The organism is uncultured Xanthomarina sp., assembly GCF_963971605.1.
Classification (GTDB): domain Bacteria; phylum Bacteroidota; class Bacteroidia; order Flavobacteriales; family Flavobacteriaceae; genus Xanthomarina; species Xanthomarina gelatinilytica.
Genome location: NZ_CAXATZ010000005.1, coordinates 81823 through 105025, shown reverse-complemented (window position 1 = coordinate 105025; position 23203 = coordinate 81823). Strand labels below are relative to the sequence as shown.

Here is a 23203-nt window from a genome sequence, read left to right as displayed (position 1 = left end):
TTAATCCAATCTGTCTTTTAAAGCTGTAAGTATTTTAATATACACATCATCTCCATAATAAGCATCCTCCACACCAAAATCGATGTTTGGATTATCGTTTATTTCTATAACCATTGGTTTGTTGTTCACTACTTTTATGTCTATACCATAAAGTCCTTTTCCCATAAGTTTAGCAGATTTTAGAGCCATGTCCAGCACATTTTTTGGCACTTTTTCAATGGGTAAACAGTCGGCATTGCCATCTTGATCGTCTTTTTTCTTGGCATCCCAATTATAAATCTGCCAATGTCCTTTGGCCATATAATATTTGCATGCAAAAAAAGGTGCGTTGTCTATAATACCAATTCTCCAATCGTAATCCGAGGGACAAAATTCCTGAGCTATAATAAGATCTGATTCTTTAAGCATGTTAGACACCAAATGCTTGTATTCTTCTTCTGTTTTAGCCTTTTTTACACCAAAGGAAAAAGTAGAGTCTGGTGCTTTTAAAACACAGGGCAGGCCAACTTGTCCCAAGACCTCGTTTTTGTTTTCTTTATGTACGATAACCGTTTTTGGAGTGGCAATATTGGCATTGTTTAAGGCTTCGGCCATATATACCTTGTTGCAGCATTTTAAAATGGCATCTGGATAATCTATAATGGCTATACCATCTTGCTGCGCTTTTCTGGCAAATGCATATGCTTCGTTATTGACCTCTGTGCTTTGCCTAATAAATAGAGCATCGAAAGACGATAGCCTTGAAAGATCTTTAGGTTCTATTATCTCTGCGTAAATATTCATTTTTTCAGCTATGTCCACAAATTTTTTAAGGGCTTTTGCATTGCTTGGTGGTGCAGGATCGTTAGGGTTAACCAAAATGGCCAAGTCAAAATCAGAGGTGGTTAATTTTGGGGTGTCGTAACGTTTTTTTGAAAAATACTGATTGGCAAAAACATGAACACTTTCCATATGCTCCAAAGGGATTTCAGATTCTGAAATGGCTCTAATGTTTTGGATGTTCCATTTGGTGGTGTGATTGAATTTAACCCTTAAAAAAGGCACTTGAAAATGCCTGTAAAACAAAGTGCTGAGCTCCTTGTATTTTTGGGCCACATTTTGACCAAAATAAATACTAAGGGTAAATTCTTGGGATTTGATGTTTTTTAAACTTTGTTGAATCACATCATCAAACTCATCAGATACGATACGTACCAGTTTCAAAGCTTTTAAATCCACTATGTTTTTTACGGTAGGAATGGGTAAATGTCCTCTAGCTTCAGCCAATAGAGACACATAATAACCTTTGGATTGATACGAATAGTCTTTGCAAAGATTAAAAATACGAGCATTTTTTAATAATGAAAACTTGGGGTCTGTAAGATATTCTTGCGAAGAAATTACGGTAATATTCTCAATCGAAAAATGCCATTTTTCAGGTTGATTGACAACAATGTATTTATTCATTTAAAGCGAAATCGCGATATATATTTTTAACAAAATTAGATTATTTATCGATACCATTTACAAGAACTGAAATTATTTTTTGCGTAGTTCAAAAAGGTCTTTTCGTCTGTCCTTCAAGTTTCTAACACTACCAAATTGATTGAGTTCTCGAAGCAAATCAATGTCCACATCTGCAATTAAAATCATTTCGGTATTGGTTGTGGCTTCAGCCTTGATTCCGTTTGCAGGAAACGAAAAATCACAAGGTGTAAACACCATGGATTGTGCAAATTGAATATCCATGTTGTGGACCTTAGGTAAATTACCTACACTTCCGGCAATGGCCACATAACATTCATTTTCTATGGCTCTAGCTTGTGCACAGTGGCGAACCCTTGAATAACCATTTTGTGTATCTGTTAAAAAAGGCACAAATAAGATGTCCATACCCTCATCTGCCAAGATCCTGCTTAGTTCCGGAAATTCAGAATCATAACAAATCAAAATACCAATTTTCCCACAATCGGTATCAAAAGCTTTTAGTTGTGTGCCTCCTTGCAGTCCCCAAACCTTAGCCTCATCAGGAGTGACGTGTAATTTTTCATAACGTTCTATGGAACCATCCCTTTTGCATAAGTACCCAGCATTATACAGCAAATCGTCTTTAACCTCTGGCATACTTCCTGTAATGATATTGATGTTATAGGTAATGGCAAACCCTGAAAATTTTTGAACGATGGATTCTGTGTGCTTTGCCAGTTCACGAATGGCTTCAGACTCTGATAAATGATTGTTTTCTGCCATTAAAGGAGCATTAAAAAACTCAGGAAATAAAGCAAAATCTGAACGATATCCAGACACAGCATCAATAAAATATTCAGCTTGCTGCATTAATTCTTCCAAATCTTTGTATAAACGCATTTGCCATTGAATTAAACCTAAGCGAACAATTTTTTTCTTGGTAGCCGCTTTTTTTGAAGGTTTTTCGTAATAAATATTATCCCATTCCAATAAAACTGCGTATTCTCCAGAAGCATTATCGCCTTCTAGGTACCCTTTTAAAATTCGGACAGGATGAAAATCATTGGAAATTTGAAAGTTTAAAACAGGATCGTGAATTTCTTTTCGCCTCACTTTATCTATATATTCTTTAGGACTCATCTCTTTAGAATACTTATGAAAATTTGGAATCCTACCACCAAATGCAATACCTCTTAAATTTAATTTTTCACAAAGCTCTTTTCTGTAATCGTACAATCTTCTGCCTAAGCGCAAGCCACGAAATTCTGGTTTTATAAAAACATCTATTCCATATAGTGCATCTCCTTTATCGGCATCATGCGTATTAAAGGTGTAATTGCCCGTTATGTCTTCATAGGTGTGTATGTCATCAATACTGTCGTAATCCACTATAATGGAAAGGGCACACCCAGCAATTTGATTATTGATTTTTATAACTACTTGCCCTTCTGGGAATTTGTCTATCAGAGTTTTAATTTGGTGTTCTCTCCAGTATAAGTTTGGCATGGACTTGTAAGCTTCTTGCATGGCTCCTTTCAGTTCTTGATAATCGTCCAAGGTTAAATACTGTAATTCTATGTTTTCTATGTCTTGAGGTTTCATTTTTATAGTTTAATTTTATGTAAATTTAAATGAAAATATAACTGAAAAATTAAAGTCTATCTTATTCATTAATCTTATAAATAGGATATTGCATATATGTTTTTTCAGCATGAATTGATTGTTGATAGAGCCAGTTTAGTTGCATGTACCAATTTGCAGAAAAATCTTTATCATTTTCTTTTTTCTTTTGAAACTCAGTTCTCAATTGATCATTGTTGTCCAGCATAACCTTGGCCGTATCTTCAAAAACATAAGGTGAAAATCCTTCTTTTTGTTGTAAAATGGTATCGAAAAAATTCCAGTTAAAAAAAGAGTCAGGAGCTTGTGGCTCTAAAGTTTCCAGCAAATAGCGTTTAGCAGGTTGGTTGGTAGCAATGTAATAATCTCCTTTTCTAAAAGTGATGTTTTCCACTGAAGCATTTATGGTTGTATTGTAATGAGGGTAATGACCTTCATAAGCGTTTTTTCTGGTTTCAAATCCTGCAATTTTATAGGATGTTACAGTAAGGGTTGTGTCTTTTTCAAAACGTTTCATTTGTACCTGATTCAATTTTAATAATTCAACAACGTCATGCCAGCCTTGAGGCACAACATAAGCTTTAGGAACTGTAACTTGAATGCTTGGTTTAAAATAATTCTGATATATGACATCTTTGGTAAATGGCTTGTCTCTATCGTATTTTAAGCGTTGAGATCCTGTAATTTCGCTTGTAATCATTTTCCCTTCAAAGCCTTTAAATTTTAGGGTTGAAATCCTTGTAGTGTCAATTTGCCAATCTAAAGGGTACGCAGTTCCTTCTTTAAAATTATAAAAGGAACTTTTTCTCAATAAGGCTATTTTTTCATGGTTTTCTTCAATAATTTCAAGCATGCTAATCATCAATTCATATGTACCTTCTACACGTTGTTTATAAGGTTTTAGCATATGCGTTTCAACCATCATTCCCAGCACGTTCCATAAAGCCGTATAACCTGTAGAATATCTTGGGTAATCCATAAACTGAGAAAAACCTACCTCAGGAACTTGATTGAACACATTGACATAAGGTGTGATGTCCCATTCTTTATCAGCAAGTTTTTTTTCCAATAAAGGCATCATTTCCTGATTTAGGTATTCACCTAAAGTACCACCCAATTTATTGTGCTGCGTGAACAAATGCGTTAAGGTATATTGGTAATCTGCGCCATTGCTGACATGATTGTCTATAAAAACATCGGGTTGTACCAAATGGAATATTTGGGCGAAACTTTTAGCGTTGTCTGTGTCGCATTTTATAAAATCCCGATTCAAATCGTAGTTTCGTGCATTGCCTCTAAAACCATATGCTTTAGGTCCATTTTGGTTGGCTCGTGTTCCAGAATTCCTGTTCAAGCTACCACCAATATTGTAAATGGGAATGGTTACCAAAACCGTATGTTTTGGCATCTTGATGGTTCCCTGCGCCAAATCCCGAAACAGCATCATGGTAGCATCAATACCATCAGGTTCCCCTGGATGGATGCCATTATTGATGAGTAAAATTCGTTTGCTTTTCTTTATTTCTGAAAAATCTAAGTAGGTATCCGTATTGAATACAACCATATGTAATGGCAAACCTGAATCGGTTAAGCCCATTTCCTGCATGGATATTTCAGGATAAGTAGCACTCAAATTTTTATAAAAACGAATAACCTCTGAATAAGTTCCTGTTTCTTTTCCTTCACTTTTTTCAAAAACCGTTAAAAACTCTTTAGGACTTTGGGATGATAAAAAATTGATAGACAAACAAGTAAATACTAAAACAAGGTTTTTTTTCATATGGAAAGATTTAAAGTATAAAACTAAACAATTTATAATAATATAACCTTGTGTTTAACCATATTAAGTCTATTTTTGCACCTCCAAAAAAAACACTAGAACATGACTGAGTTTATAAGAAAACGAACTGCAAATGCCAAAAACGATATCTTATCTGGATTAACTGTTGCATTGGCCTTGGTTCCAGAGGCAGTAGCCTTTGCCTTCGTTGCTGGAGTAGACCCATTGGTTGGTTTGTATGCTGCTTTTATGATAGGCTTAATTACCTCTATTTTTGGGGGAAGACCAGGAATGATCAGTGGAGCCACGGGAGCTTTGGCAGTTGTTATGGTAAGCCTGGTTGCCGAAGGAAATGCCATGGGAGCAGAAGGGGAACAGCTGGGACTGTACTATCTGTTTGCAACGGTTGTTTTAATGGGAATCATACAGATGTTGGCAGGTGTATTTAAGCTTGGTAAGTTTGTAAGGCTTATTCCTCATCCAGTGATGATGGGTTTTGTAAACGGTTTGGCAATTGTAATTTTTCTCTCGCAATTGGGCATGTTTATGACCTATGAAGATGGAAAAGAAGTATGGATGCATGGGCCAAAGCTATGGACCATGATAGGACTTGTGGCTTTAACTATGGGAATCATGTTTGGACTACCTAAAGTAACCAAAAAATTACCAGAAGCCTTAATTGCTATTTTGGTGGTTTCTGCCATAGTGATTTTTGGAAATCTGGATGTGGCAACCGTTGGAAGTTTTATTCGTGATGGAGGAGGAGAAGGATTAAAAGGTGGTTTGCCTAGTTTCCAAACTGATATTTTCAATAAAGTGCCTTTTACATGGGAAACCCTTAAGTTTATTGGGCCTTATGCTTTAATTCTTGCTGCCATAGGATTGATAGAATCTTTAATGACATTAAATTTAATTGATGAATTGACCGAAACCAGAGGGAATACCAATAGGGAATGTTTGGCCCAAGGTGGTGCAAACATTGTTACTGGATTGTTTGGTGGTATGGGAGGTTGTGCCATGATTGGGCAATCCATAATCAATATAAAAGGAGGTGGAAGAACCAGACTTTCTGGAATTGTGGCTGCTTTGGCTTTGTTGGGCTTTATTTTATTTGCATCCGGACTTATAGAACAAGTACCCATAGCTGCATTGGTTGGGGTAATGTTTATGGTTGTTATTGGTACCTTCGCTTGGTCTAGTTTTAGGATCATGAACAAGATTCCAAAAACAGATTTGTTTGTACTTATTTTAGTGTCTGGTTTAACAGTGGTGTTCGATTTGGCCATAGCTGTAATTGCAGGTGTTATTGTAAGTGCTTTGGTGTTTTCTTGGGAAAATGCCAAGCGCATTCGTGCCAGAAAACGCTTTAAGGACGATGGAACCAAAGTCTATGAAATTTGGGGACCTTTGTTCTTTGGCTCCATTAAAGCTTTTAATGATAAGTTTGATGCCAAAAACGATCCAGATAAAGTTGAAATAGATTTTGTGGAATCTCGAGTTAGTGATCATTCTGCATTGGAAGCCATTTTTAATATTGTAGCAAAATATGAAGCCGAAGGAAAAACCATTAAGCTCAAACATTTAAGTGAGGATTGCAAGGCCTTGATGTATAAAGCTTCACCAAAATTCAGAGAGGTAATTATAGAAGCCATAGACGACCCAAGATACCATTTGGCAGCAAACCCTGAAGATTTTCCGAAGCCGCTCTCAGAATATAAACTTTAGTTTTCAGCTGTTGGTTTTAGTCTTCAGTTGGCAATTTTTCCAAATATGAACTGAGCTTTTTTACATAGGTTTGGATTTAAGGGGTGTCTTTGAGACGTTGAATGTCATCTTATTGATTGACCTTAACGCTGTCTGGCACTAAAACCGTGTAGTCACCTTTATTTCTTATAACATCGCGAACTATGCTGGAGCTGATATAAGATGTTTTTGCAGCTGTAAGCAGGAAAACGGTTTCTATTTTTGAAAGTTTTCTGTTGGTATGTGCAATGGCTTTTTCAAATTCAAAATCGGCTGGATTCCTGAGGCCACGTAAAATGAATTCGGCACCAATTTCCTTACAAAAATCTATGGTCATGCCTTTATAGGTTACCACTTTTACTTTGGGCTCATGTTTAAAAGCTGCTTCTATAAATTGTTTTCGTTCTTCTAAGGTGAACATGTAGTTTTTGTCGGCATTGATGCCTATGGCCACTACAACTTCATCAAACAAATGAACACCTCTGCTAATAATGTCAAAATGGCCTAAGGTTAATGGATCAAAAGATCCAGGAAATAATGCTCGTTTCATAATACTTCTTGCGATTGCAGAAATTTTTTTTAATTAATTCTATGTTCAATAGATTCAAAATTCCACTTTATGATTCAGGAAGGGAATCTCTTTACCAAATATACTATTTATTTACTGAAAACAACGATGGCCTATTTGTTTCCTATTTAAGGGCTTCTTCAATGGCATTCTCAAACAAATCTGTTAAGCTAATTCCTGCAGCAGCAGCTTGTTGAGGTAAAATACTGGCTTTGGTCAAACCAGGAACTGTGTTTACTTCCAGTAAATGTGGTTCCCCATCTTTAAAAATATATTCGCTTCTGCTAAAACCGGTCATTTTTAAAATATCATAAACCTGCTTGGCTGTTTTGCTTACTTTTTCAGCCATGTCATCACTGATTCTTGCTGGAGTTATTTCTTGCGATTCGCCTAAATACTTGGCTTTATAATCAAAGAAATCGTTGTCGCTTACAATTTCCGTTATAGGCAATACAGTGGTTTCACCTTTGTATTTAATAACACCAACAGAGACTTCTGTGCCATCCAAAAAAGATTCTATTATAATTTCATCATCTTCTTTAAAAGCCACGTCAATGGCCTGATGCATATCTTCAAGTTTATAAACTTTGGTGATTCCAAAACTGCTTCCTGCCTTATTGGCTTTAACAAAACACGGTAAACCAACTTTTTTAACTATGGCATTGGCATCTATCTCATCGCCTAGATTCACGTAAAAACTTTCGGCTGTTTTTATTCCATAAGGCTTTAATACACTTAAACAGTCCCGTTTGTTGAAAGTAAGTGCAGCTTGATACATGTCGCAACTGGTTTGAGGGATGTTCAATAGCTTGAAGTAGGCTTGCATAAAGCCATCTTCGCCAGGAGATCCATGAATGGCATTAAACACACAATCGAATGTTATTTTTTTTTGGTTAATGGTAATTGAGAAATCGTTTTTGTCTACAGGAAATTCTTGGTCTGCATCATCAACATAAACCCATTTGTCTTCAAAAACATGAATTCTAAAAGCTGCATACTTTTCGTTGTTAAGTGTTTGGTAAACTACGTTTCCACTTTTTAATGAGATTTCATATTCGCTAGAGAAACCTCCCATAATGATGGCAATATTTTTTTTCATATAAACAAGAAACGATGGAAAAAACCGTTAAGCTAAAATATCACATTAAAAGCAAAAGAAAAAACAGTTCTGTTTTTATATCTTTGTTGCACAAATAAATTTAAATGAGCCTCTTAAACTTTCTAAAAAGTAAAACCTTTTTTAAACAACTTATCTTAGCTGTTGTAGCTGTTTTTGTTTTGACTTTTATTATGTTACAATGGTTAAAAGTAACTACCAATCATGGTGAATTTGAGACCGTTCCAGAATTAAAGGGAAAATCCATAGAAGTGGCAGAATTGGAATTGAATGAAAACAACCTGGTTATGGAAATTTTGGATTCTTCCAACTACAACCCAGATTACCCTAAGTTTTCGGTAATAGATCAAGATCCTATTGCTGGCGAAAAAGTAAAAGAGAACAGAAAAATTTATCTAACCCTAAACCCTTCTGGCTACAGAAAAGTATTGGTGCCAGACTTAAAGGAACGTACGTTTAGGCAGGCTAAACCTACCTTAGAAGCTTTAGGTTTTGAAATAGGGAAGCTTACTTATGTGGATAATATTGCCAAGGATATGGTTTTGGATATGAGCTTTGAAGGTGAAAAAATCAAGCCAGGAGATATGCTTCCAAAAACCTCTAAAATAGACTTGGTCTTAGGTAATGGTACCAGACCAACTTCAGAATAACATGACAGATTTTACACCAGAGCAAGACAGTGATGACGATTTATACGAACATTACACCTTTACTGCAGAAAAAGGACAGCAACCTCTAAGAATAGATAAATATTTAATGAATTTTATTGAAAATGCCACACGTAATAAAATTCAGGCAGCAGCTAAAAATGGAAGCATTTACGTAAATGATGTTCCAGTAAAATCCAATTATAAGGTAAAACCTTTTGATGTGATTCGTGTGCTTTTCGAGCATCCTCCTTACGAGAATTTATTGACTCCTGAGAACATTTCTTTAAACATTGTTTATGAAGATAACGACTTGCTGGTAGTAAACAAAGATGCAGGCATGGTGGTGCATCCAGGGCATGGCAATTATTCTGGAACTTTAATAAATGCTTTGATTTACCATTTTGATAATCTGCCCAACAATTCCAGTAATCGTCCAGGATTGGTGCACAGAATCGATAAAGATACCAGTGGACTTTTGGTTATTGCCAAAAACGAAGAGACCATGACACATTTGGCCAAACAGTTTTTTGATAAAACCAGCGAACGGGAATATGTGGCTATTGTTTGGGGAAACATGGAAGAAGATGAAGGCACCATAGAAGGCAATATTGGACGCCACCCAAAAAACAGGTTGCAAAACACGGTATTTTATGGCGACGACGAAGACAAAGGCAAACCAGCAGTCACACATTATAAAGTGTTGGAACGTTTAGGATATGTAACCTTAGTGTCTTGTAAACTGGAAACTGGGCGTACACACCAAATACGTGTGCACATGAAACATCTTGGACATACTTTGTTTAACGATGAACGTTATGGAGGCGAAAAAATATTAAAAGGAACCACCTTTACCAAATACAAGCAGTTTGTTGAAAATTGTTTTAAAATTTTACCAAGACAAGCACTTCACGCAAAAACCCTAGGTTTTACACATCCTAAAACTGGAAAATTCATGAGGTTTGATTCTGAAATCCCTCAAGATATGCAGCAATGTATCGAAAAATGGAGGCATTATGTGAAGCATCAGGAGATGTAGTGTTTGTTTTATGGATTTACTTAACATGTTAGAAAAATGAAAAAAGAATTTTCAATCCCGTTTTAAAGTTCAGGAAGATTCAATAAATTATATTGGAGATTTTACTTTTTATCCTAACGGTAATAAGAATGGAAATTTATATGTAATCCAAGATAAGTTCGAATAGGATTTATCAAAATTAAAAGAAAACTATCCTAGAAAGAATTGGAAAATTGTTCAGTACAAAACTTTAAACAAAGTAGCCCTTTATGGAATCTCTTGTTGAATTTAAATAATTATAAATTTACAAGAATAGAACTTTATTAGCTTCATTATAACATTTTGAATTCGTTATTTTATGGTTTTATCCGTAACTTTGAATAGCAAATTTGAAGACATATGAAGCTTGTATTATCACCAGCAAAATCACTCGATTTTGAATCTAAATTGCCAACTACAAAAACATCTGAAGGACAGTTTCTGTCAGATTCTGAACGCATCAATAAATTACTTAAAAAAAAATCAGCTAAGAGTTTGTCTAAACTCATGAGCATTTCAGACGATTTAGCGCAATTAAATTACCAGCGCAATCAAGAGTGGCAATTACCTTTTACAAAAGACAATGCCAGACCAGCCGTTTATGCTTTTAATGGCGATGTGTACAGAGGCTTGGATGTGTATACTTTAGATACAAAAAACATTGATAAATTACAGGATGCCGTAAGGATCCTTTCTGGCTTATACGGCGTTTTAAAACCTTTGGATTTGATACAGCCTTACCGATTGGAAATGGGAACCAAGCTTTCCATTGGAAAAAATAAAAACCTCTATGAATTCTGGAAAAAGAAAGTCACCAAAGCCCTAAATGAGGAATTGGAAGACAACGAACTGTTTCTAAACCTAGCCAGTAACGAATATTTTAAAGCCATTGATTCCAAAACCCTGAAAGTCCCAGTAATAGAAATCGATTTTAAGGAACTTAAAAATGGCGACTATAAAACCATTGGAATTTATGCCAAACTGGCAAGAGGCTTGATGGCACGTTATATTATAGATACCAATGCCAAAACTTTAGAAGATATTAAAGGTTTTAACCTTGAAAATTACAGATTTCATGAGCAACTCTCCAAAGAAAACCGTTTGGTCTTTACAAGATAACAAACGTACCGAAGACCAGCGAAACGCTTTTAAACCTACTGGTAAAAAACCTAAAAACAAAACGTTTCAATATATTTTGGTTGCCCTGTTGGTTTTGTTTGTGTTGAGTTTTTTGTTGCTTCAAATTTACGAAGAAACACTTGAAACCTGTATCACAGACACATTTTGCATCAACTCTAAAGAAAATGTTTTACTTTATACAGTCTATATTTTCTCCAACATTCTAATAGTTGTTCTGTCCATAGTAGGTGCCTATGCCATTGGCAAGAAACTGGCTACTTATATCAAGGTTTAGGGCTAACCTTCTTATTAACGTTTAACTGATCTTCCAATCGAGGACGTTTTTTTATTCGTGGTCGTCTTACACCAAAAGTGCCTCGATGAATTTTACCTCTCTTGGTTTTTTTGTCTCCTTTTCCCATAATATGTTCTCATCAAAATGAGATTCTTTTTTAATTAAACTTTTTTATTTAATATAACATACAAAAAATAAGCATATAAATCAAGCATTTCATGTTCAAGCATCAGCATCCATACAAACCCTTTATCCCCAAACATGCTACCAAATTAATTGTTGGCACGTTACCACCTCCTAGATTCACCATTGGAGATTTAAAACCAGCAGATGTCGATTTTTGCTACGGAAGCAGTGATGGTCAGTTATGGAAAATTTTAGACACCATATTTGAGTTGGGTTTAAAATATGAAAACACCAAAGAAGCCATATACCAACGCAAGCAATTTTTATTGGATAGAGGAATAGGTATTTGCGATATGGTTGAAAGTGCCGAACGCGAAAAAATAGATGCTTCGGATTTAGGCATGCAAAATATTGTGTTAAGGGATTTGGTTGGCTACTTAAAGGAGTTTCCAAATGTGGACACCTTGTTGTTTACAGGTGGAAACAGTAAAAATGGCCCAGAATATTTTTTCAGAAAACATTTAAAGGAATACAATCTGAAATTGGAACTGGTTTCCAATGAAGTCCCTAGAATCCATCAATTTGAGTTATGTCATTCTGAGCCTTTCGACAATGCTCAAGACAGGCTGCGTGAAGCATCCATGACAAGTAATTGGAATGATGAGATTCCTCAATCGCAAAGCTCTTTTAAAAATGACAAAAGAATCATTAAAACCGTTTCCTTAACAGCACCTTCGGGAGCAGCCAACAGAGCTGTTGGAAGCATGCCTTTGTACAAACAGCTTAAACAAAAAAATCCAGAGTTCAATACCCTGGATTTTAGAATCATGCAATATCGTGAGTTTTTTTAAGGGGTTTCCATTGCACTTTTTAAGGCTTTTTCTCCACCAACTACAGGTAAACGAAGTGACGTTTTTTCTAAGTCTATAGTCAACTCTGTTCCAGGATTTGGCAATAAGGTATATTGATTGTCACTGGAAAAAATCATTAAAGCAATCTGCTGCCCTTTAGGGATAATTTGATCGTCTGGTTGTAAATCGAATGATATGGTATAAAATTTCCCAGGCACCAAAGGCTCACTTTCGGTTAAAGATTTGTGGTTCTGTGGATCTGCCCAACCTCGAGCAATAATTTTATCATTAATTTTAGCGTTTATATCCGTATTCCAAGGTAAAGACACCAACCAAACCGATAAGTTGGCTGCAGGTTTGCTACTGGCCAAAGTAATGGTTGCGTTTGCTAAACCAGAAAGGTGCACATCTTTAGAAAGCGTTTGGGTTACGTACAACAAACGATTGTTTGAACTTTCAGCTTGTGCCAAATCGTCTCCCGAAAATTGATAATCGTCCACCAAGTTTTCTTTTCCTTGATTTTTAGGCTTCTCAATGGTTAAGGAGCCTGTTTTTAAGCCTCCATTTTCAAGAAATAAAGTCACTTCCGAAGCATCTGGATTTGGATAGTCCTTATAGGAAGTTGGGCTATCTGGAGCATCATTTTCCCTAACAATCCATGCCTTGGCATCGTTTTCCACACCATTGTCAATACCGTGTAAATAATGGGTAAACCATCTGTTCATCATGCTGATTGGAGGAGGTCCACCATGACCATTTTGATGATAATATATTTGAGCAGGAATGTCCTGTTTTTTTGCCTGTTCATAAATTCTATAACTGTGTTCTGGCATCACATTCCAATCGTTAAAACCATGAGACATCAATAATGCAGCTTTCATAGGTTCCATATCGTTTATATAATCTCGTCCGGCCCAGAAATCGTTGTAATCACCCGTTAGTCTGTCCATGCCATTTTTCATTTCGGTATCTCTAATAACGCGATTGCCATAAGCGCGTTTAGATTCATCGCCACTATGGATAAAATCGTAAAGCACGTCGATATCTTCCCCTAAATAACCTCCTGGAGATCTTACCAAACCATTGGATCTATAATAATGATAATAGGATGTGTTTGGCGCAATAGGTATAATGGCTTCCAAACCTTCAACTCCAGTGGTTGCAGCAGCTAACGGAATAGTGCCATTATAAGATGTACCTGTCATGCCAACTTTTCCAGTAGACCAATAGGCTATAACCTCTTCGCTGCCTTCACGTTCGGTATAACCTTTCGCTTTGCCGGTTAACCATTCTATTACAGCTTTGGGAGCAAGGGATTCGTTGTCGCCACCAACAGTTGGCGAACCATCTGAAAGACCTGTTCCGGGTGACGATGAATGTACCACGATGTAACCCCTTGGTACCCATTTTAAAATATGCGAGTTAGAAATTACAGGTCTTTGTCCCATACGCTTTACCTCAGGATGCACTCGTTCTTTGGCAGCTTCGCCCAATTCGTGCTTTACATCCCAAAATAAACCTTCTTCATTTTGTGCTACACCAGCAAAATAAGGACTTGACACATAAATAACAGGAAGTTTTAAATTTTCTGTATCTGTTTGTGGTGGTCTGGTAACAGATACATGCATTCGGTCCAATTTGCCGTCGCCATCTGTATCGAATTCTGTTTCAACCCATAAATCGTGTCTAATCCAGCTTTCAGGTTTACTGAATGCTGGAACAATTTGAGCTTCACCATTTTCAAAAACCGGAGTCGCTTTTTCTTGTGAAAAAGAAAAAGGGAAGGTTACTAAAAACAGGACATTGAGTACTAATTTTAATGATGTTTTCATGTTCTAAAAAATGTATTTATTTGATGTTTACTAAGGTCGTTTTTTTTAATTGTAAAAGCAAGTTAGAGATATAACCAAGCCCAAGCCATAAGCGCAAACTGGAGAGGGATTCTTAAAATTAAAATCCATTGTGGGATGCCTGCTCCTGCTTTTTCACTTGAAAGCATGTAGACATGAACCAATAAAAACACTGCTAACATGGCTATTATGCCATAAATAGCAAAGGTTCTGCTGCTATTGAAACATAAAGCAATTCCCAAAACTATTTCTGCAATACCACTTAATAAAACCAAAAACTTATGGTTGGGTAGGTACTTTGGCATGATTCTCATGTACATTTTAGGCCTTATAAAATGCATGATACCAGCTGAGATATATAAAAAAGCCATAAGGTATAGGTGCCAAGGATTACTCATCTTTAAACGCTTTGTAGGAGATTCCGATGCCATAATTGTTCAATCCTGCTTTTAACAAACTGGAATCGTTAATGTTTTCTTTTTTAAATTGAATCCATTGATTATGGTTAACGAACACCCGTTTAATATAGGTGTTGTTTTCAGGTATTTCGTTGGTAAAAGGCAAAAGTGGTCTAAAATTGGTTGGAATTTTTACGGTCTGACCTCTAGATTTTATTTCCTTATATTTTTTATTTGGCAAAAGTTTTCCAGAATCATCTGTATAACCCAATACCTGTATGGAAACAAAAAAACCGGAATCCGGAATATAAATATCGTAAGCAGAGACATCCATGGCATAAGCATCTCCATCTTTTTCAGTGACTCTAAATACCATGTTCTCGTAGCTTAAGGGTTTGCCTGGAAATCCATTGTTATTGTGGTACACTTTCACTTTGAACAATGTGGAAAAAGGTTTTTTTTCAGCATTTGCTTTATGTCTCTTTTCCCAGTCCACAGATTCCAAGGCAATGGGAAATTGTATTTCTGTTAATTTTTTGAGCTTGGTATCTGGATTTTTAAAATATACGGCAATTTCAGATTCAATGGTTGGAAGCCAACAGGCATAATAATCGTCATCCAGATAAGGTTTAATGGTTTCTTCCTTATATTTTCTGTCTATTTTGGCACGAACCACAACCTCGTCCAATTCATCTATAAATGGTTGGAGTTGTAGTGTGTCTGATACTGTTTCCGAAGATATATGTAAATCTTTAAATCCTAATGCGGAAATAAAAAGGGAATCAATGTCTGGATATATTTTCTTTGTAAAAACAAACATGCCTTCATCGTCTGCAAAAACCCCTTGTCCGTTCCCGAAAGAAATGGTTGCATAAGACACAGGATGCTTGGTTTGTGAATCGATAATAATGGTTTGCGCAAAACTGGTAATTGAACAAAAGAATAATAAGATACTTTGCTTAAACATAAGCTTTATGGACAAATTTGAAAATGAAATTTAAAGATAGTTAAAAAAAATCCTGTTCATTGATATTAACAGGATTTTAAGTGAAAAAATGTCAAAGACATGACTCTCTGGTCTGCTTTTTAGATCAAAATTAGTACCAGCGTTTCTTTTTCTTTTTTGAAGCTTGGCTTTTTCTGCCCTTTTTATGTTTATTTCCAGATTGTTTGGGTTTATGAACAATGGCTTTGGCTTTTGGGTCCAATGGATAAGGATGCTGTTCTTCAACCGGAATTTGGATCTGTATCAATTGCTGAATGGTTTGAACATAGTTTTTTTCGTCTGCACTGCAAAACGAGTAAGACATACCAGAGTTTCCAGCACGTCCTGTTCTTCCAATTCTGTGGACATAAGTTTCAGGTATGTTTGGCAAATCGAAATTAATAACGGCATCCAATTCATTGATGTCTATCCCTCTGGCAGCCACATCTGTAGCAATTAAGATGTTTACCATGCTACTTTTAAACTTTTTCAAAGCCGTTTGTCTATCGGTTTGCGATTTGTCTCCATGTAGTGTTTCCACCTGATATCCATTTTTAATAAGGGTTTGTTCTAATTTGTCTACTCCAAATTTAGTACGTCTAAAAATAAGGATACTTCCTTTAATTTCGTTTCTTAACAAATGCAAACACAGTTCTATTTTATTGCGTTTTGGTACATAATACAATATTTGTCCCACTGTTTTTGCTGCAGAAGAGGTTTGTGCCACTTCTATGCGTTCTGGTTGTGTTAAGATGGTGTTTGCCAATTGCTCTACTTTAAAAGGCATGGTTGCCGAAAACAATAAAATTTGCTTTTGTTTAGGGCATAAGCTTTCAATATGTTTTATATCATCAATAAATCCCATATCCAGCATGAGGTCTGCTTCATCCAGTACCAAAATTTCAACGTGGCTTAAATCGACCATCTCTTGTTTGTGTAAATCAATCAGTCTTCCAGGCGTTGCCACTAAAATATCAACCCCTTTGGTTAGGACATCGATTTGGGGTTCTATGGACGTACCACCAAAAATAACAGTTGCCCTTAAATTGGTATGCCTACCATATGCCTTAAAATTATTCCCAATTTGTAAAGCCAATTCTCTTGTAGGACTTACTATGAGCGCTTTAATTTTTTTGCCTCCTTTGGGAGCATCTTGTTTTTCAAATAACAATTGTAATATGGGTAATGCAAACGCAGCCGTTTTTCCGGTTCCGGTTTGTGCAGAGGTAATCACATCTTTTTTTGCCAGAACCAACGGAATGGTTTTCTGCTGCACGAGCGTGGGAATGGTATAGCCTTGTTCTTCAATGGCTTTTAAAAGTGGATTTATAAGTTGTAAGTCTTTAAACGACATGTATGATTATTTTTTACAAAGATAGTTGAAATTTAAAGGAATTAATTTTTGTTTACATATTTCATAAAAGGAACAACACGCTTTTTTAGAATGCTTCTGATAATAAAATACAAAATCTGTAATGCGACTTAAAAAATTTATTATAGATTTGCGACATCTAAATGAGAAAAAATCGCGTACATAGTATTTGTAAGAAGAATTGGAAATTTTCCAAAGGCTAGAACGTACATTATATTTAAACTAAAGATTTAAGCGTTCTACCAAAAAGTTAGAACGCTTTTTTATTATAACAAATTTAAAATGAATTTATTTAGGGTAATATCAATTTGTAAGTCAATTAATAATACACGTAAACATATGTGTAAGCACATACTTATTTATCAAAGTGAATAAAATAACATAAAATTATAATTTTAAATCCCTTTGATCTACGTTACAATCAAAGGGATTTTTTTTTACGGCAAACCATGAAAAATAAATTAACACTAATATTAAAAAAAGAGATTTTACTTAAAGAGCTAAAAAGCTATACATGGGTGTTTATGGGCTCTGTACTTTTGGCAATTGCTTATGTTGTATTTATTATTCCACATAATATTGTCCCTGGAGGAATTCTGGGTTTAAGTATTGTAGTAAATAAACTTACTGGTTTAACAATTGGACTTTTGGCATTATTGGTTAATATTCCTTTGCTTTTATGGGGAACCAAAGTTTTAGGTGTAAAAACAGGAATAAAGACGGCATTTTCAATGGTTTTGGTTTCATTTTATATAGATACATTCTCATCTTTATTAAAAAACAAAGTTTATGTTGAAGATGTTCTAGTTTCGTCTGTTTTTGGAGGGGCTATTATTGGTTTGGCAGTTTCTATTGTAATGAACGCAGGAGCAACAACTGGAGGAAATGATATTTTAGTTAGGATATTGGCAACTAAAATTAAACTTCCATACAATCAATTAATTTTAATTATTGATGGTATCGTAATCTTTTTAGGAGTTTTGGTTTTTGAGGATTTTACTATGGCAGCTTATAGTATTATAGCTATTATAGCTATAAGTAAAACCATTGCGTATTATATTAAAAAATCACTTAAAAGTATGACACTTTTGGTGTTTTCATCAAAAAATTTATTAATTCAGGAAACGATATTGGAAAATAAAGAGATAACCGAAAGTGTCTTAAAATTAATTCATTACGATTCAAATGGAAAATTAATTTTAATAACTAGGAACACAAAAAAACTTGAAATTGTTAGAGCATTAATTTATAAAATTGATCCAAAAGCTACAATTTCGGTGTTAGAGTCTAATAACGATACTTTTTAAATCTTAATTTTAAAATAAAACCTCTAAAAAGCTACTTAAAGTATAAGTGGCTTTTTTTTTTTGATAAATAAAACCTTTCCTTCGGACAATAAAACCCTTGTTTCGTCCCTAAGCGCTTGATAATCCGACTTGTAATCGTCTATCTTTAAACATCTCCAAACACCGATCTTTATCTTAAATGGGTTTGTAACAACCTTTTTATTATATCATTATCAGTTAAAGTTATTTACTTATCTATTTGCAAGGGTTGCAAGTAATGCTATTAATCAATTAAATTATTAAATTATGTTAAAAAAATGTATTGCATCTATAGGGATGCTAGTCATGGTTTTAGGGGTTTCATATCAAGCTGAAGCTCAAGAATCGAAAAATTATTCCATGTGGGAAACAGTTTTGCTGACTCCAGATTATACAAATCTAAAAGTCTTTGAAGAAAACATGAGAAAGCACAACGAAATGTATCATAAAAACGGGCCACATAAGGCTGTTGTTTATAATATTTCCTCTGGGCCAAATGCAGGAAGTTTAATCTGGCAAATGGGTCCCATGATGTTTAAACACAACGATTCCAGACCTGAAGGAGCACATGATATAGATTGGAGGGACAATGTGATGCCTTATATTAAAAAAATTCACACTGTTGAATATTGGACGCAAGACGATGACCTATCCAATACAGCTATGCTTGCTGGAGAAAGTGTTAAGTATCCAATTTTATTTGTAAGAATCATGGAGCTTAAAAATGATGGTCAATATTTAATGAAAGATTTTTTTAAGAAAGTGAGCAGCACAATAAAATCCATGCCAGGCGATAACCCTTGGGGATTGTATTACAACGAGTTTATACAAGGAAACCTGGGTAGACATGTGGCATCTGTTAGCTTTAATAAAAGTTGGACTGAGTTTGATAAAGAGGGACCAAATTTTAAAGAAGCATTCGAAAAAATTTATGAAAAAAACAGTTTCCAGGATTTTCTGGAAGCAAGAGACCATCTTATTGAAGATACGTTTGATGAAATTTGGATATACAATAAAAACCTAAGTGGCGATTAAACAACCAATCACACATCACTGATAAAAAAACCCACCTTTAAAGTTTAAAAGGTGGGTTTTTAGTTTTATATAACAATCAAGTTTACTTGATCATCTCGTAGCTACGCTTAATGAAATTAGTAAGTTCTTGACCTTTTAAAAGTCCTTGAGACAATCTGGCCAAATCCAAACTTTGGTTTATTAAACGTTCTTGTTTCTTTTTGGTTTTGGTGGCCAATATTTCACCAACCAATTCAGAGTTTGTGTTTACAACCAAGTTGTACATGTCTGGCATGTTGCCCATTCCAAACATACCACCACCAGTTTGTTGCATTTCTTTCATTCTGCGCATAAATTCTGGTTGGGTAATCATAAAAGGAGTGGCCTCGCTGTCCATGGTCTCTAGTTGAACCGAGAATTTTTCTGCAGGAATCACTTCTTTTAAAAGGGTTTCCAGTTCAGTTTTCTGTTCATCGGTTAATTTGGAAATCTTGGTATCTTCTTTCTTGATCAAGTTGTCAATATGGTCTGCATCTACTCGGGAAAAAGTAATGTTTTCTTTTGTGGATTCCAGTTTTTGCATTAAATGACTCACAATTGGGGAATCCAATAACAAGACTTCGTAACCTTTGGCTTTGGCAGCTTCAATATAACTGTGTTGGGCATCTTCATTGGAAGCATACAAAATCACTAATTTATCGTCTTTGTCTGTTTGATTTGCTTTTATTTTGTTGAAGAGCTCTTCATAGGTATAATACGTACCATCTACTGTTGGATACAGCGCAAAGGCATCAGCTTTTTCAAAGAATTTATCTTCTGAAAGCATCCCATATTCAATCACGATTTTAATATCGTTCCACTTGGCTTCAAAATCTTTACGGTTTTCGTTAAACAACGATTTTAATTTATCTGCAACCTTTCTGGTAATGTAAGATGAAATCTTTTTTACAGCACCATCAGCCTGCAAATAAGAACGCGATACGTTTAATGGAATATCCGGCGAATCGATGACACCACGTAACATGGTTAAAAATTCTGGCACGATGCCTTCTACATTATCTGTTACAAAAACCTGGTTTTGATAAAGTTGTATTTTATCTTTTTGAAGGTTTAAATCGTTGGTCATCTTTGGGAAATATAAAATCCCTGTAAGATTGAACGGGTAATCTACATTTAAATGAATGTGGAATAAAGGCTCCTCGAACTGCATAGGGTACAATTCCCTGTAGAAACTTTTATAATCTTCGTCTTTTAGGTCTGTTGGTTGTTTGGTCCAAGCAGGATTTGGGTTGTTGATGATGTTATCAACGGTTATTTTTTTGTGTGGCTCTGTAGTTTCCTTGCCATCTTTGTCTTTCGTGGTTTTAGGGGTAAAATCCGGATCGTTTATTTCCTTGGTTCCAAATTTAATGGGAATAGGCATAAACTTGTTATACTTGGTAAGCAATTCACGAATGCGTGCTTCTTCTAAAAATTCGGTTGAATCTTCAGCTATATGAAGAATGATTTCCGTGCCTCGCTCTGTTTTTTTGGAAGGCTCCAAAGAAAATTCAGGAGACCCATCACAAGTCCAGTGGGCAGCAGGTTCGTCTTTGTAAGATTTGGTAATGATCTCTACTTTGTCTGCAACCATAAAAGCAGAATAGAATCCAAGTCCAAAATGTCCTATAATGCCAGCATCTTTTCCGGAATCCTTGTATTTGTCCAAAAACTCTTCAGCACCAGAAAATGCAATTTGGTTAATGTATTTTTCAACTTCTTCAGCAGTCATACCAATTCCCTGATCGATAATGTGCAATTTTTTGCCTTTTTTATCAATCTTTACTTCAATTTTTGGTTGACCATACTCTACTTTAGCTTCTCCAATACTTGTTAAATGTTTCAGTTTTAAAGTAGCATCTGTAGCGTTACTAATTAACTCACGTAAAAAGATTTCGTGATCGCTATACAGGAATTTTTTAATTAATGGAAAGATATTTTCTACCGAAACATTAATATTTCCTTTTGTCATAATTTATGGTATTTATCATTCCCTTGCATGTGCTGAACCCGTTTCAGTAAAGAAGGGAATCCTGTTAATAATATATTTGTTTTTGATGCAATCTATAAAACAACAAAAATGCCAAGCCTGAATAAGTGACAAACTGACACAATGATTTATAATTGGAGGTTGACGATTTTTGATATAAAAAAACAAGTTTTTTGAATTTTTAAATATTTTGAAAATAAATATTATTCTAAGTGCTATCTTTAAATTTTATACTAATAACTGAAATACTGTGCAATTGGATTACGATTATGTAATTATTGGTAGTGGCTTTGGAGGCTCGGTGAGTGCTTTAAGGCTTTCTGAAAAAGGCTATAAAGTCCTGATTATTGAAAAAGGAAAATGGTTTAAGGGCAAGGATTTCCCTAAAACCAACTGGAACCTAAAAAAATGGCTTTGGGAACCAAGAGTTAGCCTATATGGTTTTTTTAAAATGACCTTTTTAAATCATGTCACTGTACTGTCTGGAGTGGGTGTTGGTGGAGGCTCTTTAACCTATGCGAATACCTTGCCAATTCCCAAAAAGGAATTCTTTAATACTGGAAGTTGGGCACATTTAAATGATTGGGAATGCCAACTAAAGCCTTTTTACACGAAGGCCTACGAGATGTTGGGGGCCAATACCAACCCAAAATTGTATGCTTCGGATGAACTGATAAAAGATTTGGCAAAAGACATTGGAAAAGAAACTCATTTTGAAGCCACCAAAGTAGCTGTGTATTTTGGGGAAGCTGGTAAAACTGTACCTGACCCTTATTTTAAAGGTAAAGGACCAGACAGGACTGGTTGTGTGTTTTGTGGAGCCTGTATGACAGGCTGTAGATATAATGCCAAAAACACCTTGGATAAAAACTATTTGTATTTGGCACAACAGCTTGGAGCCAAAATTCTTGCAGAAAAGGAAGTGTTTAATGTTTCTGTGTTAGGAAAGGATGATGGTTCCAATGGTTATAGAATTGATTTTAAGTCAAGCATGGGAAAAAAAAGTAGAGCAAGCGTTACAAGCAAAGGAGTAATTTTTTCAGGAGGCGTTATGGGAACGGTTCCATTGCTTTTAAAATTGAAAAAAACCTCTTTGCCAAAGTTATCTGACGTTGTAGGGAAAAACATCCGAACCAATAATGAGTCTTTGTTATTGGTAACTTCTACAGATAAAAATCCGAAAGATTATTCTAAAGGGATTGCCATTGGTTCCATTCTGCATACAGATAAAAATAGCCATTTGGAACCTGTAAGATATGGAGAAGGTTCCAGTTTTTCTAAGGCTTTAACCATGCCAACCATCTATAAAAAATTTGCTCTATTTAGGTTGCTAGGCATTATCGGTTTGTTTTTTAAACAACCTACCCGATTTTTTAAAACCATCTTCTCCAAAAAATATGCACAACGTACTACCATTCTATTGTTTATGCAAACCTTGGATAGCACGTTACAAATTAAATTGGGCAAATTAACCAAAATGAAAACGGTTAAGGAATCTGGAACCAAACCAAGCGCTTTTATTCCAGAAGCTATGGCTTTGGGAAAACAAGTAGCAGAAAAAGTGAAGGGTATTCCATATGCCAATTTTACGGATGCTATGTTGGGAACACCAACTACAGCGCATATTTTAGGAGGTGCAGTGATGGCAAAAGATACTTCAAAGGGAGTAATTGATAAACATAATAAAGTATTTGGTTACCAAAATATGTTGGTTTGTGATGGCTCCATGATTTCTGCCAATCCAGGAGTGAATCCGTCATTGTCCATTACGGCCATTACAGAGCATGCCATGAGCAAAATAGAACCCAAAAAAGCATAGGTGAAAAGCATGCAATTAAGATTTTATTGTTAATAAGGGCAT

The 23203-nt window shown here is 35.3% G+C and carries 20 protein-coding genes; 9 read left to right on the top strand and 11 right to left on the bottom strand.

From position 1 onward, the window contains the following. From AACY93_RS03595 to AACY93_RS03585, 3 genes are all read right to left on the bottom strand, one after another. Positions 1–1446, bottom strand: coding sequence for a RimK family protein (locus AACY93_RS03595; RefSeq protein WP_286854453.1), 1446 nt, complete (start codon positions 1444–1446; stop codon positions 1–3). A 72-nt stretch (positions 1447–1518) separates the two neighbouring features. Continuing rightward, positions 1519–3048 (bottom strand): bifunctional GNAT family N-acetyltransferase/carbon-nitrogen hydrolase family protein, encoded by a 1530-nt coding sequence (locus tag AACY93_RS03590; RefSeq protein ID WP_286854452.1) that lies wholly within the window; start codon positions 3046–3048, stop codon positions 1519–1521. Positions 3049–3109: 61 nt separating this feature from the next. Then, positions 3110–4846 carry a M14 family metallopeptidase gene (locus AACY93_RS03585; protein ID WP_286854451.1) on the bottom strand — a complete coding sequence of 579 codons (1737 nt, stop codon included), beginning with the start codon at positions 4844–4846 and terminating at the stop codon, positions 3110–3112. A gap of 102 nt (positions 4847–4948) precedes the next feature. On the opposite strand from AACY93_RS03585, the gene AACY93_RS03580 reads away from it, so the two are divergent. Next, positions 4949–6571 carry a SulP family inorganic anion transporter gene (locus tag AACY93_RS03580; protein WP_286854450.1) on the top strand — a complete coding sequence of 541 codons (1623 nt, stop codon included), beginning with the start codon at positions 4949–4951 and terminating at the stop codon, positions 6569–6571. A gap of 109 nt (positions 6572–6680) precedes the next feature. Here the strand turns inward: AACY93_RS03580 and coaD are convergent, their stop codons facing one another. Together coaD and AACY93_RS03570 are read right to left on the bottom strand one after the other, a co-directional pair. Next, a complete protein-coding gene (gene coaD / locus AACY93_RS03575) occupies positions 6681–7139 on the bottom strand; it encodes a pantetheine-phosphate adenylyltransferase (protein ID WP_286854449.1) in 459 nt (152 codons plus the stop codon). Between the two features lie 142 nt (positions 7140–7281). Then, the gene (locus AACY93_RS03570; protein WP_286854448.1) at positions 7282–8256 is read right to left on the bottom strand and encodes a D-alanine--D-alanine ligase; all 975 of its coding nucleotides are present in this window, start codon (positions 8254–8256) and stop codon (positions 7282–7284) included. Positions 8257–8360: 104 nt separating this feature from the next. Between AACY93_RS03570 and AACY93_RS03565 the strand changes: the two genes are divergently transcribed. The 4 genes from AACY93_RS03565 (at position 8361) to AACY93_RS03550 (ending at position 11392) form a co-directional block, all read left to right on the top strand. Next, the gene (locus tag AACY93_RS03565; protein ID WP_286854447.1) at positions 8361–8924 is read left to right on the top strand and encodes a PASTA domain-containing protein; all 564 of its coding nucleotides are present in this window, start codon (positions 8361–8363) and stop codon (positions 8922–8924) included. A 1-nt stretch (position 8925) separates the two neighbouring features. Beyond that, complete coding sequence (locus AACY93_RS03560; protein ID WP_286854446.1) at positions 8926–9960, top strand: RluA family pseudouridine synthase; 1035 nt, start codon at positions 8926–8928, stop codon at positions 9958–9960. Positions 9961–10338: 378 nt separating this feature from the next. After that, a complete protein-coding gene (gene yaaA / locus AACY93_RS03555; protein WP_286854445.1) occupies positions 10339–11097 on the top strand; it encodes a peroxide stress protein YaaA in 759 nt (252 codons plus the stop codon). Then, positions 11054–11392 (top strand): hypothetical protein, encoded by a 339-nt coding sequence (locus AACY93_RS03550; RefSeq protein ID WP_286854444.1) that lies wholly within the window; start codon positions 11054–11056, stop codon positions 11390–11392. The genes yaaA and AACY93_RS03550 overlap by 44 nt, the downstream gene beginning before the upstream one ends. On the opposite strand, the gene AACY93_RS03545 is transcribed toward AACY93_RS03550, so the two are convergent. After that, positions 11382–11519 carry a 30S ribosomal protein THX gene (locus AACY93_RS03545; protein ID WP_007648484.1) on the bottom strand — a complete coding sequence of 46 codons (138 nt, stop codon included), beginning with the start codon at positions 11517–11519 and terminating at the stop codon, positions 11382–11384. The two genes, AACY93_RS03550 and AACY93_RS03545, sit on opposite strands and share 11 nt — an antisense overlap. A 91-nt stretch (positions 11520–11610) precedes the next feature. Here AACY93_RS03545 and AACY93_RS03540 point away from each other — a divergent pair, with 91 nt between their 5' ends. Next, positions 11611–12369, top strand: a complete 759-nt coding sequence (locus AACY93_RS03540) for a uracil-DNA glycosylase family protein (RefSeq protein ID WP_286854443.1) — start codon at positions 11611–11613, stop codon at positions 12367–12369. Here the strand turns inward: AACY93_RS03540 and AACY93_RS03535 are convergent. The 4 genes from AACY93_RS03535 to AACY93_RS03520 all read right to left on the bottom strand — a co-directional run bounded on the left by AACY93_RS03535 (position 12366) and on the right by AACY93_RS03520 (position 16956). Beyond that, positions 12366–14201: a Xaa-Pro dipeptidyl-peptidase gene (locus AACY93_RS03535; RefSeq protein ID WP_339611162.1), complete on the bottom strand. Its 1836-nt coding sequence runs from the start codon at positions 14199–14201 to the stop codon at positions 12366–12368. The genes AACY93_RS03540 and AACY93_RS03535 overlap by 4 nt on opposite strands. Before the next feature lie 62 nt (positions 14202–14263). Continuing rightward, the gene (locus AACY93_RS03530) at positions 14264–14617 is read right to left on the bottom strand and encodes a MauE/DoxX family redox-associated membrane protein (RefSeq protein WP_286854439.1); all 354 of its coding nucleotides are present in this window, start codon (positions 14615–14617) and stop codon (positions 14264–14266) included. Beyond that, positions 14610–15584 carry a hypothetical protein gene (locus tag AACY93_RS03525; RefSeq protein ID WP_286854438.1) on the bottom strand — a complete coding sequence of 325 codons (975 nt, stop codon included), beginning with the start codon at positions 15582–15584 and terminating at the stop codon, positions 14610–14612. The genes AACY93_RS03530 and AACY93_RS03525 overlap by 8 nt, the downstream gene beginning before the upstream one ends. Positions 15585–15714: 130 nt before the next feature. Next, positions 15715–16956 (bottom strand): DEAD/DEAH box helicase, encoded by a 1242-nt coding sequence (locus AACY93_RS03520; RefSeq protein ID WP_286854436.1) that lies wholly within the window; start codon positions 16954–16956, stop codon positions 15715–15717. A 467-nt stretch (positions 16957–17423) separates the two neighbouring features. Between AACY93_RS03520 and AACY93_RS03515 the strand changes: the two genes are divergently transcribed. Beyond that, entirely contained in the window at positions 17424–18281 is an 858-nt protein-coding gene (locus AACY93_RS03515; protein WP_286854434.1) for a YitT family protein, read from the top strand. Between the two features lie 285 nt (positions 18282–18566). Further along, positions 18567–19334 carry a hypothetical protein gene (locus tag AACY93_RS03510; protein WP_040491583.1) on the top strand — a complete coding sequence of 256 codons (768 nt, stop codon included), beginning with the start codon at positions 18567–18569 and terminating at the stop codon, positions 19332–19334. Between the two features lie 82 nt (positions 19335–19416). On the opposite strand, the gene htpG is transcribed toward AACY93_RS03510, so the two are convergent. Next, positions 19417–21324 carry a molecular chaperone HtpG gene (gene htpG / locus AACY93_RS03505; protein ID WP_007648502.1) on the bottom strand — a complete coding sequence of 636 codons (1908 nt, stop codon included), beginning with the start codon at positions 21322–21324 and terminating at the stop codon, positions 19417–19419. Positions 21325–21592: 268 nt separating this feature from the next. On the opposite strand from htpG, the gene AACY93_RS03500 reads away from it, so the two are divergent. Further along, positions 21593–23161, top strand: coding sequence for a GMC oxidoreductase (locus tag AACY93_RS03500; protein ID WP_007648504.1), 1569 nt, complete (start codon positions 21593–21595; stop codon positions 23159–23161). The last annotated feature ends 42 nt before the right edge of the window (positions 23162–23203 follow it).